The sequence below is a fragment of the Bradyrhizobium lablabi genome (genome assembly GCF_900141755.1).
Lineage (GTDB): Bacteria > Pseudomonadota > Alphaproteobacteria > Rhizobiales > Xanthobacteraceae > Bradyrhizobium > Bradyrhizobium lablabi_A.
This window is the reverse complement of sequence record NZ_LT670844.1, coordinates 7719660-7731882: the sequence shown is the minus strand read 5'-3', so window position 1 is coordinate 7731882 and position 12223 is coordinate 7719660. Positions and strand designations below refer to the sequence as shown.

Here is a 12223-nt window from a genome sequence, read left to right as displayed (position 1 = left end):
GATCATGCCTAAATCGGCACGGTTTGCGGCCGCTTCCACCGCACCCAGGTCGCCACGATCAGGCGGGTCAGCGTGAAGGCGGTGAAAACCGTGGTGATGATGCCGATGCCGAGCGTCACGGCGAAGCCGCGCACCGGGCCGGTGCCGATATAGAACAGCACCGCGGCGGCAATGAAGGTGGTGATGTTGGAATCGAGGATGGTCGACAGCGCGCGCTTGAAGCCGGCGTCGATCGCCGAAATCGCGGTGCGCCCGCCGCGCAATTCCTCGCGGATGCGCTCGTAGATCAGGACGTTGGAATCCACCGCGATGCCGACCGTCAGCACGATGCCGGCGATGCCCGGCAAGGTCAGCGTTGCATTCAAGAGCGACAATACGCCGAAGATCATGGCGACGTTGATGGCGACCGCGATGTTGGCGAACACGCCGAACAGCCGGTAGGTCACGAGCATGAACACGATCACCATGATCGAGCCGACATAGGCCGCGAGCTCACCCTTCTCGATCGAATCCTGCCCCAGACCGGGGCCGACGGTGCGCTCCTCGATCACGGTCAGCGGCGCCGGCAGTGCACCGGCGCGCAGCAACAACGCAAGCTCGTTGGCCGACTGGACCGTGAAGTTGCCGGAAATCTGGCCGGAACCGCCGGTGATCGGCTGGCGGATGACGGGCGCCGAAATCACCTCATTGTCGAGTACGATGGCAAACGGCAGGCCGACATTTTCCGATGTTGCCTGGGAAAATTTGCGGGCGCCCGAGGTGTTGAAACGGAAGTTGACGACGGGTTCGCTGGTCTGCGGATCGAAGCCCGGCTGTGCGTCGGTCAAATCGCCGCCGGAGACCAGAACCTGCTTCTTGATGACATAGGGTATTTTCGGCGAACTCGAACTCATCAGGATTTCGGAATCCGGCGGCACCCTGCCCTGCGTGGCCTGTTCCGGCGACACCGAGGTGTCGACCATGCGGAATTCCATCTTGGCGGTCTGGCCCAGGATGCGTTTCAGCTCGCTCGGGTCCTGCAAGCCCGGCACCTGCACCAGAATGCGATCGGTGCCCTGCCGCTGGATCACCGGTTCGACGGTGCCGAGCTGGTTGATGCGCCGCTCGACGATCTGGATCGACTGTTCGATGGTCTGGCGTATCCGCTCGGTGATGGACGCCGGCGTCACCGCCAGGCGGATCAGGCCGCCGCCGGCATCGCTGACTTCGAGGCTGCGCTGGCCGCTGGAACCGAGCAATCCGCCGAGCGGCTGCGACAGCTCGCGCAATTTTGGCAGCGCCGTCGGCAGGTCGGTGTCCTTGACGCGAACCTCGACGCTGTCGGGACGCGACGCAAGGCCGGTATAGCCGATCTTGGCGTCGCGCAGGGTCCGGCGCACGTCATCGCGAATCTGGTCGAGCTTCTCCTTCTTGACGTAGTTGGAATCGACCTCCAGCAGCAAATAAGAGCCGCCCTGCAGATCGAGGCCGAGCACCAGCCGCCGCTGCGCCCACGCCGGCCATGCCTTGACCCTCGCCTCGGGGAAGAAATTCGGAACGGCGCACAGGCACACCACCAGCGCCGTCAGGATGATCGCCAGCGCCTTCCACCGCGTGAAATACAACATCGAGCTGACCTGTCAGATTCTGGCAAATTCTGGAATATGCGCCGGCTGGAAAAACGCGCTAACTCGCCGAGCTATCTTCCTTGGCGGTGTCGGTCTTGTCCTTGGCCGGCTCGCCCTTGGCGCGCACGCCGGAAATCATCTGCCGCATCTGCCGCACGCGGACACCATCGGAGATTTCGAATTCGATCTGGTCGTCGTCGACTACCTTTGTCACCTTGCCGACCAGACCGCCCGAGGTCACCACGGTGTCGCCGCGGCGGATGTTTTTGACGAGCTCGGCGTGGTCCTTCACCTTCTTCTGCTGCGGCCGCAGAATCAGGAAATACATGATCACGAAGATCAGCGCGAACGGCAGAAGCGACATCAACATGCTGTTGGTATCGCCGCCGCCCGCAGCCTGGGCAAACGCAGGTGTGATCAGCATTTGGACAATCCTCGTGAAACGCGGGTTGTGAAACGGAAGTGAGCCGGCGACGCCTCTGCGTCAAGGCCGGATCAAGGCAAATTCGCGCGGACTATAGCGGCCGCGGTCCCAATTGCAACGCCGCCAGAGCCCTGATTTGGCATTCATTTGAGTGGCTTGCGGCCACCCCAAAGGCCCGATATGGCTGCGTGGCCAGGAACCCCAGAGATGTCGAAAAAGCCTCGAAAAACAAGACCTCGCGCCGCGCGAAAATCAGCGCCGGCCGCGACAAAACGTCTGGCGCCGCTTCAACATGACACGACGGAAAGGATAGCCGGCGCGCTCGAGGCGATCGCGGCACATTTGTCCGCGGCATCGCAGGCCTCCCACTCCGCCTCTTCGTTCGACAGCGCCGACGCCTTCGTCTGGCACCCCAACGGACGGCTCGCGCCGGTGCCGCGCGTCAGCCGCGTCGACCTCGGCCTGCTCAGGGGCATCGACCGGATGCGCGACATCCTGATCGAGAACACCGAGCGTTTTGCCAATGGGCTCCCCGCCAACAACGCGCTGTTGTGGGGAGCACGCGGCATGGGAAAATCCTCGCTGGTCAAGGCAGCCCACGCCGACATCAACCTCAAGCGCAAGCCGGCGGATCGCCTAAAACTGATCGAGATCCATCGCGAGGATATCGAGAGCCTGCCGGCGCTGATGGACCAGCTCCGCAATTCCGATTTCCGTTTCATCGTGTTCTGCGACGACCTGTCGTTCGATGGCAACGACGCCTCGTATAAATCGCTGAAAGCGGTGCTGGAGGGCGGCATCGAGGGCCGGCCCGACAATGTGATCTTGTACGCCACTTCCAACCGCCGGCATCTGTTGGCGCGCGACATGATCGAGAACGAGCGCTCGACCGCGATCAATCCCGGCGAAGCGGTCGAGGAGAAAGTCTCGCTCTCGGACCGCTTTGGATTGTGGCTCGGCTTTCACCGCTGCAGCCAGGACGAATACCTCGCCATGGTGAAAGGCTATTGCGATCATTTCGGCATCAAGCTCGCCGAAGACGAACTCGAGCGCGAGGCGCTGGAATGGTCGACCACGCGCGGCTCGCGCTCGGGGCGCGTCGCCTGGCAGTTCACGCAGGAACTGGCGGGACGGCTGGGCGTGCGGCTGAGCGGGACGTAGTGGAGAAAAAACACAGAGCGCACGGCGCAGTAGGCAGTCATCCCCGCGAAAAGCGGGGATCCAGTACGCCGCGGCTTCTCGATTAATCACTGCCGCCTCTGGAATACTGGATCGCGCGGTCATAGGCGAGCGGAAGCGACGCCGTCCTTCGGACGGCTATGCCGGGCGAAGACAGTTGTGTATGTGGATGGAACGTTAGCCTCAGCGGCGCGCCGCCTCACGCGCCATTCAAGAATTGAAGCGGGTCAACCGGGGTAGATCCTTTGCGGATCTCGAAGTGGAGCTGCGGCGACCCCACCTCGCCCGACTGACCCGATTTGGCAATGATCTGACCGCGCTTGATGGTGTCGCCGCGCTTCACCAGCAGTTCACTCGCATGGGCATATGCGGTGACGTAACCGTTGGAGTGCCGAACCAGAACCAGGTTGCCATAGCCTTTGAGCTCGTTTCCGGAATAGGCGACGACGCCGTCCTCCGCCGCCTTTACCGGCGTGCCTTCGGGCACCGCGAGATTGATGCCGTCATTGGCTTTGCCGTTGGTCTTGGCGCCGTAGCTCGTGATCACCTTGCCGCGCACCGGCCAACGGAACGTCGGCAACGCGCCGGTTGCTTCAGCGGCCTTGACCGGCGCCTCCGCCGGGATGTCCTCGATCTTGGTGGTGGCCTGGGCCAGCCGCGCGGTTTGCTGCGGACCGGCGGGGATCGCTGCGGCCAATTTTGTCGCAGGCGGCGCCAAAGCCGCGGCGGGTTGGGCGGTGGCAACTGCCGCGGGCGCCGCTGGAGCGACGGCGGCGGTCTTCGCAGCCGGCACGGTAAGCTTCATGCCGAGCTTGAGTTTTGCGTGGGGATTGATGTTGTTGGCTTTGGCCAGTTCCGCAACCGACACATGATTGCGGCGCGCGATGCTGAGCAGTGTGTCGCCGTGATTGACGACGTGAACCGATGGCACTGCTGCGACCGCGACCGGCTTGCTCGCCGGCGCGGCCAGGGCTGGCGCTGCGGCCACCGTGGCGGCGGGATGCGGAATGATCAGCTGCTGGCCCGGCGACAGCGCGCGCGGGCCTTTATAGCCGTTGGCCTGCAGGATGGCGGCGGGAGTGACATTATAACGGCGCGCCAGGATATCGACGGTGTCGCTGGTGCCGACAATGATCGTGGTACCCTGCGCGCGGGTCGCCGCGACCGAGCGCGGCGCAACGCTGCCGGTGGTCTCGATCGGCTGGCCGGGCGCAGCGTAGGAGGCAAGCCCCCGCCCGCCTCCGGACACACCGCCATTTGCCGTCGGATAGGACCGCGGAGCCACGACCTGTGGCGGCAACGGCTGCGACTGGTATTGCGATTGCGGACGGGCATATTGTGGAAGCTCGCGGCGCTCGACCGCGGGCGCCGGCACGGTGCCGGTGGCTTCCGGTTGCGATTCATACGGATTGGAAAAGGGATTTTGCGCTTGCGAGAGGCGGGTCGACATGTCGGCGCTGCAGCCGGCAAAGCCGATCGAGATCAGCGCCAGCACCGCGACGTGCGGCACGCGGCGCGAGCAAAGCAACTCGACGAGGGACATGGTTACTCACTCATACGCAACAAAATATTGTTTTGAGTAAACACGTCGGGAGTAAACAACCGCTTAATCCTGCCAATAAGACGTTGGCGGAACAGCCGATCCGTAAATTTACAGTTCGCGGGCAACGCCCGGCAGCGCCGGCACGAAGCGGACGTCCACGAGCTCCTTGCGCTCGAGACCGGTGTCCGTCCTGGTGACACGGACCAGGGTCTGGATGCCCCGGTGCGGCCCGACCGGCGCGATCAGGATACCGCCGGGCTCGAGCCGCGCCGTCAGGCTTTGCGGGATTTGCTCCATCGCAGCGGTGACAATGATGCGGTCGAATTGGCCCGCGCCCGGGGGGACGTCAAAACCGTCCCCCAGCAGCACCTCGATATTGTCGTAGCGCAGCTCTTCGAGCCGCGACCGGGCGCTGTCGGCGAGCGTCCGGTAACGCTCGATCGTCAGCACGTGACGGCAAAGCCGCGACAGGATCGCCGCCTGATATCCCGAGCCGGTGCCGATCTCCAGCACCCGGTGCTGCTTTTGCAACTGAAGCTGCTCGGTCATGTAGGCGACCACGAAGGGCTGGCTGATTGTTTGCCCACAGGCGATGCCGAGCGCACTGTCGCGATAGGCATCGGCGCGATCGGCCGCTGCCACGAAAAGGTCCCGCGGGACTTCCTCCATCGCGCGAAGCACCGCCAGATCGCTGATCCCACGCCGCCGGAGGGAAAGCTGAAACATCATCTTTTCCGGCGGATTTTGGGCAGCGGGCATTTTCTGTTCTCTAAGGGTGTAGCCCAGCAGTCTAGCGCCGCTGCCGACCAGTTTGAGGCAATATGCGCGGTCCGGTTTAAGGAAAACTTTCCCCTCAAATCCCTGTTCCCGCTAGGGAACACCGTACTGCATCCTGGCGTTGAGGCACGGCGGATGTTGGCGGAGCGACCGTCCGAAAACCGCGCGTTGACAACGATCATGGGGGGTCGCGTTCGTCACGTAGACATTGCACCAGATGGCGTTATTTGCGAACCTGATCTTGGGACGGGCAAGGATTCCTTTGATGAATGCGACGCGGCCGCCGGGCGGTTCTGTCTTCCTCGTTGAAGACGAGGTCATGATCAGGATGATGGTCGCCGACATGCTGGAAGAGCTCGGCTACCGCGTCGTGGCCGAAGCCGGCGAGATCAACGAGGCGATCCGGCTTGCGCAAACCGCCGAGTTCGACCTCGCCATTCTCGACGTCAACGTCAACGGCAAGGTGATCTCGCCGGTCGCCGAATTGATCACGGCGCGCAACCGCCCGTTCATCTTTGCCACCGGCTATGGCTCGTCGGGTCTGCCCGAGGAATACCGCGACCGCCCGGCGCTGCAAAAGCCCTTCCAGATCGAGACCTTGGCGCGGATGATCGATACTGCGCTGAAGAGCGCCACCGTTTAGGGCTGTGCCCAGGCAACAGAGCCGTCATCGCCCGGCTTGACCGGGCGATCCAGTATTCCAGAGGCGCTGGTGATTGAGCCGATAGGCCGCGGCGTACTGGATACCCGCTTTCGCGGGTATGACAGCCAAAATATGACGCAGCGCCCTGCCCGCTCCCTATTTCAGCGTCGCCGTCAGCGCCTGCGCGAATTCGTCGTCGGTGCGGTCGAGCCGGAGCGGCGTCACCGAGACATAGCGCGCGGCGAGCGCCGCCAAATCAGTGCCTTCGGCCGGCACGTCGACCTGCGCGAGGCGCTCGAATCCGATCCAGAAATAAGGATTGCCGCGGCCATCGCGGCGCTGGTCGACTTTCAGAAAACCGAGATTGCGCTTGCCCTGCCGCGTCACCCGCACGCCCGCGACGTCGTCCGGCGCGCAGGCGGGAAAGTTGACATTGATCACGGTGTTTTTCGGCACGCCGGCGTCGATCACCCTGCGCAGGATTTCCGGGCCGAATTTCAGCGCGGTCTCCCACAACGGCGCGTGGCGGGTCTCCATGGAAAATTCCTGCGACAGCGCAAACGACGGAATTCCCAAAATGGTGCCTTCCAAGGCGCCGGCGATGGTGCCGGAATAAACGACGTCCTCGGCGACATTGCGGCCCTTGTTGACGCCCGACAGCACGAGGTCCGGCATGGTCTCGCCGAGGATATGGCGCGCGCCCATGATGACGCAGTCGGTCGGCGTGCCGCGGACCGCGAAATGACGCGGGCCGACCTCGCGCAGGCGAAGCGGATCATTGAGCGACAGCGAATGCGAGACGCCGGACTGATCGAGCTCCGGCGCCACCACCCAGACGTCGTCGGACAAAGCGCGGGCGATTTCCTCGACGATCTTCAGGCCAGGGGCATGGATGCCGTCGTCATTGGTGCAGAGAATTCGCATGCGTTCAGATGCCCTTTGCGGCCGGTTCCGTCGCTGTCCGTGCGCCGTCTTATCCCGCTAGCGCCCTTGAGGCAAACCCGGTAATCCAGCCAATATGCCCCGTCAGCGGGCCGCTTTCCGCGCGGCTGGCGAATGGATTATTCAGAAACGGCAGTAGGCTCGAACGCTCGCGGGCTAATCGTCCCCGCCGATCTCCGGCTTTTCGCGCAGCACCGCGTCCAACAGCGAGCGGTGCACCTCGATCTTGCCGTTGTAGTCGATGTATCCCTTTTTCCTGAATTTGTTCATGAAAAAACTCACCCGCGATCGGGTGGTGCCGATCATTTCCGCCAAGGTCTCCTGGCTGAGCGTGATCGCGATCGGCTGGGCTGAGCCTTCCTCGCCGAAATTCGCAAGCAGCAGCAATAGGCGCGCGAGCCGTCTTTCGCTGGAGTTGAAGAGCTGGTCGATCAGATCGTCTTCGATCCGACTGTTGCGGGACAACAGATAGGCGATGAAGAATTCGGAGAATTTCGGTTCCCTCGCGAGCGTCGCCTGCATTTCGGACCTGGTGATCGACGTGATCAGGCACTCTTCCATGGCCTGGCTGGTGGCGGTGCGTAATTCCGATCCCTCCAGACAGCCTTCGCCGAAGAACTGCCCCTCCGCGAATATCCCGACCACCGCTTCCTTGCCGTGCTCGGACAAAACCGTGATCTTCACCTTGCCCTTCTGGATAAAGAAGATGGTGTCGGCGATGTCGCCCTGGCTGTAGACCTTCTGGTTCTTCGCGTAGCATTCGACGGTTTTCCCGAGCCCGGCCCCGCCCAGAAAAACCCGGGGATCAAAGGCGGTATCTACTTTAAATTGTGGTGCGTACGACATGGCGTCTGTCCGTCGTCCGGTGGAGAACAGAACGCTCTTCGCACCGGCATATTCCGCCGTGGCGCCAGTATAATCCGGCGATGTCCGGTAGGCGACATAAATCCGGCTTGGCAGGGCCAACATGCTCGGTCCGAATTTTCCGAGGCGAGCAGTTCCAGGCGGGGAACAACCTTACGTCGGCCGCCGTAATCCACCCGCGAGCCAGCGGCGCATGCGCGAGGTCATGGGGTCGCTCGGTATGACCGCGGTGTGAACGCAACCGCACTTCTGGCATTCGAAGGTACCGAGGCCGAAGGCGGATGATCTTGGTTCAAGCCTCGACAGCAGCATGCGCTTGTGCCGGCAGCTCGGGCAGCTCGGACGCTTGATGGCGGAAATATTCGCTGACGATATCGGCTGAAATTCGGGCATGGCGTATCGCTTGAATTTGGAGTGTGACCGGAGTTGACAAGACCAACACAGCGAGAGGCCGACGGCCGACTAGAACAATGAACTCTTCGGCGTCACGTGCCGTGTTCAAAATCGCTCACTTCGAAAAACTTAATCAGGGAAGATGAAGGGATCGAATGATGATCGCGGCCAGTGTATCTCAAATGCCGGATTTTCTGCAAACGGCTGCGGATGTCGTTACCGTTTCACGCGGATGCGCCATTGCGGCACGAATTTCGCGATCGAGCCTTCGATGTGCATGTCAAATTTATGAACCGGAGGTTTTTGCGTCTCGACCGGATTCTCTTTCAAGCCAACTTCCTTCGCCTTCGTTTCTTTCAGGTTCGATTCTTTCGAACCCGGTTCCTTCAGGACGGTTTCGATGAGGCCCAAAAGACGCTCCTCGGGCGGCGCAACCTTTGGGGGCGGTTCCGAAAAGCGCTTTCGGGCAACAGTGAGTGCCTTGGCAAAATCATCGGCATTGAGCCACGCCTCGGCGCGCAGGCCTTCCAATAGGCCGTCTTCCCATATCCTCGCTGCCTCAATATCGAATTTGCCCTTCAGCTTCTGGTCGACCGCCTGCAGCCCATAGCCAGTGACGGCCCATTGTCTGCCCACCCAAAAAATATCGCGATGCAGGGCCATGAGAGGGTTCGTTTCCGCGAGATGTGGCGCTCGCCGCAGGCAGGAGACGAAGATACTTGCACGCACAGCCTTCGCAACAACGAAGGCGGTGCGTGTTGAATAAATCAGCCTCTAGAGCATGATCCGGAAAAGTGGAAACCGGTTTTCCGAAAAGATCATGCTCAAACAAGGAGATAACCATAGAGCCTGATTCAACTCAGTTGAATCAGGCTCTATTGGTCTTTGTCGATGACTTTGACGCCGCCCATATAGGTCTGCAGCACATCGGGCACCGCGATCGAGCCGCCTTGTTGTTGATAGGTTTCCATGACAGCGATCAGCGCGCGGCCGACGGCCGTGCCGGAGCCGTTCAGCGTATGCACGAAGCGCGGCTTGCCGTCGGGGCCGCGATAGCGCGCATCCATGCGCCGCGCCTGGAAATCGCCGCACACCGAGCAGCTTGAGATTTCCCTGAAAGCCCCGCCGTCGCCCTGGCCGGGCATCCAGACCTCGATGTCATAGGTTTTCTGCGCCGAAAATCCCATGTCGCCGGCGCACAATGTCATCACGCGGTAATGCAGGTCGAGCTGGCGCAAAACTTCCTCGGCGCAGGCGAGCATGCGCTCGTGCTCGTCCTTGCTTGTCTCCGGCGTGGTGATCGAGACCAGCTCGACCTTGGTGAATTGATGCTGGCGGATCATGCCGCGGGTGTCGCGGCCGGCAGCACCGGCTTCGGCGCGAAAGCACGGCGTCAACGCGGTGAGGCGCATTGGCAATTGTTTTTCGTCGACGATAGATTCGCGGACGAGATTGGTCAGCGACACTTCGGCGGTGGGGATGAGACCGAGGCGTTCGCTCCTTAATCTGCCGATGCCATCTGGAGCGGCCAGCAATTCACCTTTGATGGCCCAGAACTGATCGTCTTCAAATTTCGGCAGTTGTCCGGTGCCGAACATCACTTCGTCACGCACCAGCAGCGGCGGATTGATCTCAGTGTAGCCGTGCTCGTTGGTATGGAGGTCAAGCATGAATTGCCCGATCGCGCGCTCCAGCCGCGCCAGACCTTTCTTCAGCACGACAAAGCGCGCGCCAGACAGCTTTGCAGCGGCTTCAAAATCCATGAAGCCGAGCGCATCGCCGAGATCGTCATGCGGTTTCGGCGCGAAGCCATAATTGCGCGCTGCTCCAAAGACGTGATGCTGCACATTGCCATGCTCGTCAGTGCCATCAGGCACTTCATCCAGTGGAAGATTCGGAATAGCGGCGAGTTCCTTGTTGAGCTCCTCGTCCGCCGCCTTCGCGGCCAACTCGAGCTGCGGCATGGTCGTCTTGAGCTCGGCGACCTCAGCCATCAAGGCAGAGGCGCGTGCGTCGTCCTTGGCCTTCTTGGCGTCGCCGATTTCCTTCGACGCGGCATTGCGCCGTGCCTGCGCCTGCTCTGACTTCAGGATCGCCGCGCGGCGCTTCTCGTCAATCGCCAAAAGCGACGCCGACATCGGCGCGAGCCCGCGCCGTTTCAGTCCGGCGTCGAAAGCTTCGGGATTTTCGCGGATCCATTTGATGTCGTGCATTGTCGTTCAGTCCTGAAGCATTCCTGTAACCGTCATGCCCGCGAAGGCGGGCATCCAGTATTCCAGAGGCGTTAGTGATAGAGCCGTGAGGCCGCAGCGTACTGGATACCCCGCTTTCACGGAGTATGACAGCCGGTATGAGGCGCCGCCGCGCGGTCCGCCCCTACTCCGCCGGATTCGCGGCCGGCGGCGGGGCGGCGGATGGCGGGGTACCGGCAGCCGCCCTGGCCGCTGCCGCCTTCTTCTCCACCATGCGCACGGCGATGATAGAGCCCTCGTACAGCGCCAGCAGAGGCAGCGCCAGCGAGGATTGGCTGAGCACGTCGGGCGGCGTCAGGACGGCGGCGATGATGAAGGCGACCACGATGAAATAGCGACGCTTTTCGCGGAGCTGCTGCGAAGTGATGATTCCGATCCGGCCCAACAGCGTCAGGATCACCGGCAACTGGAACGCCACCCCGAAGGCGAAAATCAGCGACATCATCAGCGACAGATATTCACCGACCTTCGGCAATAGCTGGATTTGCGCGGTCTCGGCGCCGCCGGCCTGCTGCATGCCGAGCGAGAAACGCACCAGCATCGGCATCACCACGAAATAAACCAGCATCGACCCGAGCAGGAAGAAGATCGGGGTCGCGATCAGATAGGGCAGGAACGCGCCGCGCTCGTGCTTGTAGAGGCCGGGCGCCACAAACTTATAGATTTGCGTCGCCACGATCGGAAACGAGATAAAACCGGCGCCGAACAGCGCGAGTTTTAACTGGGTGATGAAATATTCCAGCAGTGCCGTGTAGATGAATTTCGAGTTTTCCGCGCCCGCGATCCAGACGAACGGCCATACCAACACGTTGTAGATCTGCTTCGCAAAGAAGAAGCAGAAGATGAAGGCGACGCCGAAACCGAGCAGCGCCTTGATCAGGCGCGAGCGCAGCTCGATCAAATGATCCATCAGCGGCGCTTTGCTGGCCTCGATATCTTCGGCACTCATGACGCTTTGGCGTCCTTGAGGAGGTCAGGCGCGGCGGGCGCGGTATCCTGCGGCGCGGGCTGAGGCTGGACTTCCTGGGTGATCGCCAGCGGCTGCGCGGCAAGCGCATGCGCGTCGGCCTCGGTGAATGTTTCGGGGACCGGCGGCTCCGGCGCGTCGATCTTCGACGTCGCCGGCGTCGTTGGAGTGACCGGCGGCTCGATTGCGGGCGTCTCTGCTGCGGCCGTCGCCGGCTTGTCGATGTCGTCGATGCGGAGCGCGCTGCCGACGTCCTTCTCCAGCGAAGTCATGATGTTGCCGCTGGTAAAGCCAGCCGCGGCTTCCTTGACCTCGTCAAAACTCTTTTTGAGGTCGGCCATTTCGGCCTCGCGCATGGCTTCCTGAAACTGGCCCTGGAATTCGGCGGCCATCTTGCGCGCTTTGCCCATCCATTGCCCGACCGTGCGCAGCACGCCCGGCAACTCCTTCGGGCCAATGGCGATCAGCGCCACAACTCCGATGAGGACCAGTTCACTCCACCCAATGTCGAACATGAAAAATTCCGCTCACGCGAGACGATTTACCCCAATACTTGCCAAACAAGATTTGGGCCGCCCGCGTATTCCTCAACCGTCCAGCCGCCGCAAATCAAGGCGAGGCCTTGCGGACCA

12 protein-coding genes are annotated in these 12223 nt (G+C 62.0%); 2 read left to right on the top strand and 10 right to left on the bottom strand.

The genetic code is table 11. The features are described 5' to 3' along the window. Positions 1–8: 8 nt before the first annotated feature. Both secD and yajC read right to left on the bottom strand, forming a co-directional pair. Entirely contained in the window at positions 9–1607 is a 1599-nt protein-coding gene (gene secD, locus B5526_RS36260; RefSeq protein ID WP_079544412.1) for a protein translocase subunit SecD, read from the bottom strand. Between the two features lie 58 nt (positions 1608–1665). After that, positions 1666–2031: a preprotein translocase subunit YajC gene (gene yajC, locus B5526_RS36255; protein ID WP_079544411.1), complete on the bottom strand. Its 366-nt coding sequence runs from the start codon at positions 2029–2031 to the stop codon at positions 1666–1668. Between the two features lie 207 nt (positions 2032–2238). Between yajC and B5526_RS36250 the strand changes: the two genes are divergently transcribed. After that, positions 2239–3192, top strand: coding sequence for an ATP-binding protein (locus tag B5526_RS36250; RefSeq protein WP_079544410.1), 954 nt, complete (start codon positions 2239–2241; stop codon positions 3190–3192). A 217-nt stretch (positions 3193–3409) separates the two neighbouring features. On the opposite strand, the gene B5526_RS36245 is transcribed toward B5526_RS36250, so the two are convergent. Together B5526_RS36245 and B5526_RS36240 are read right to left on the bottom strand one after the other, a co-directional pair. Further along, the gene (locus B5526_RS36245; RefSeq protein WP_079544409.1) at positions 3410–4753 is read right to left on the bottom strand and encodes a LysM peptidoglycan-binding domain-containing M23 family metallopeptidase; all 1344 of its coding nucleotides are present in this window, start codon (positions 4751–4753) and stop codon (positions 3410–3412) included. Positions 4754–4861: 108 nt separating this feature from the next. Next, positions 4862–5512, bottom strand: coding sequence for a protein-L-isoaspartate(D-aspartate) O-methyltransferase (locus B5526_RS36240; protein WP_154071627.1), 651 nt, complete (start codon positions 5510–5512; stop codon positions 4862–4864). A 283-nt stretch (positions 5513–5795) separates the two neighbouring features. On the opposite strand from B5526_RS36240, the gene B5526_RS36235 reads away from it, so the two are divergent. Next, positions 5796–6173 carry a response regulator gene (locus B5526_RS36235; protein ID WP_079545955.1) on the top strand — a complete coding sequence of 126 codons (378 nt, stop codon included), beginning with the start codon at positions 5796–5798 and terminating at the stop codon, positions 6171–6173. Positions 6174–6329: 156 nt separating this feature from the next. Here B5526_RS36235 and surE read toward each other — a convergent pair whose 3' ends face one another. From surE to tatB, 6 genes are all read right to left on the bottom strand, one after another. Next, positions 6330–7097 carry a 5'/3'-nucleotidase SurE gene (gene surE / locus B5526_RS36230; protein WP_079544408.1) on the bottom strand — a complete coding sequence of 256 codons (768 nt, stop codon included), beginning with the start codon at positions 7095–7097 and terminating at the stop codon, positions 6330–6332. 174 nt (positions 7098–7271) lie between these two features. Then, complete coding sequence (locus B5526_RS36225; protein WP_079545953.1) at positions 7272–7961, bottom strand: Crp/Fnr family transcriptional regulator; 690 nt, start codon at positions 7959–7961, stop codon at positions 7272–7274. A gap of 627 nt (positions 7962–8588) precedes the next feature. Continuing rightward, complete coding sequence (locus tag B5526_RS36215) at positions 8589–9035, bottom strand: hypothetical protein (RefSeq protein ID WP_079544406.1); 447 nt, start codon at positions 9033–9035, stop codon at positions 8589–8591. A 212-nt stretch (positions 9036–9247) separates the two neighbouring features. Beyond that, positions 9248–10585, bottom strand: a complete 1338-nt coding sequence (gene serS / locus B5526_RS36210) for a serine--tRNA ligase (protein ID WP_079544405.1) — start codon at positions 10583–10585, stop codon at positions 9248–9250. A gap of 163 nt (positions 10586–10748) precedes the next feature. Beyond that, positions 10749–11573, bottom strand: a complete 825-nt coding sequence (tatC, locus tag B5526_RS36205) for a twin-arginine translocase subunit TatC (protein WP_079544404.1) — start codon at positions 11571–11573, stop codon at positions 10749–10751. Further along, a complete protein-coding gene (gene tatB / locus B5526_RS36200; RefSeq protein ID WP_079544403.1) occupies positions 11570–12106 on the bottom strand; it encodes a Sec-independent protein translocase protein TatB in 537 nt (178 codons plus the stop codon). The genes tatC and tatB overlap by 4 nt, the downstream gene beginning before the upstream one ends. Between the last annotated feature and the right edge of the window lie 117 nt (positions 12107–12223).

Bases quoted from the DNA above. Each gene is read 5' to 3' on its own strand.
- serS (WP_079544405.1), bottom strand. From the start codon at position 10,585: ATGCACGACATCAAATGGATCCGCGAAAATCCCGAAGCTTTCGACGCC.
- B5526_RS36245 (WP_079544409.1), bottom strand. From the start codon at position 4,753: ATGTCCCTCGTCGAGTTGCTTTGCTCGCGCCGCGTGCCGCACGTCGCG.
- yajC (WP_079544411.1), bottom strand. From the start codon at position 2,031: ATGCTGATCACACCTGCGTTTGCCCAGGCTGCGGGCGGCGGCGATACC.
- B5526_RS36215 (WP_079544406.1), bottom strand. From the start codon at position 9,035: ATGGCCCTGCATCGCGATATTTTTTGGGTGGGCAGACAATGGGCCGTC.
- B5526_RS36225 (WP_079545953.1), bottom strand. From the start codon at position 7,961: ATGTCGTACGCACCACAATTTAAAGTAGATACCGCCTTTGATCCCCGG.
- tatC (WP_079544404.1), bottom strand. From the start codon at position 11,573: ATGAGTGCCGAAGATATCGAGGCCAGCAAAGCGCCGCTGATGGATCAT.
- tatB (WP_079544403.1), bottom strand. From the start codon at position 12,106: ATGTTCGACATTGGGTGGAGTGAACTGGTCCTCATCGGAGTTGTGGCG.
- secD (WP_079544412.1), bottom strand. From the start codon at position 1,607: ATGTTGTATTTCACGCGGTGGAAGGCGCTGGCGATCATCCTGACGGCG.
- B5526_RS36235 (WP_079545955.1), top strand. From the start codon at position 5,796: ATGAATGCGACGCGGCCGCCGGGCGGTTCTGTCTTCCTCGTTGAAGAC.
- B5526_RS36240 (WP_154071627.1), bottom strand. From the start codon at position 5,512: ATGCCCGCTGCCCAAAATCCGCCGGAAAAGATGATGTTTCAGCTTTCC.
- B5526_RS36250 (WP_079544410.1), top strand. From the start codon at position 2,239: ATGTCGAAAAAGCCTCGAAAAACAAGACCTCGCGCCGCGCGAAAATCA.
- surE (WP_079544408.1), bottom strand. From the start codon at position 7,097: ATGCGAATTCTCTGCACCAATGACGACGGCATCCATGCCCCTGGCCTG.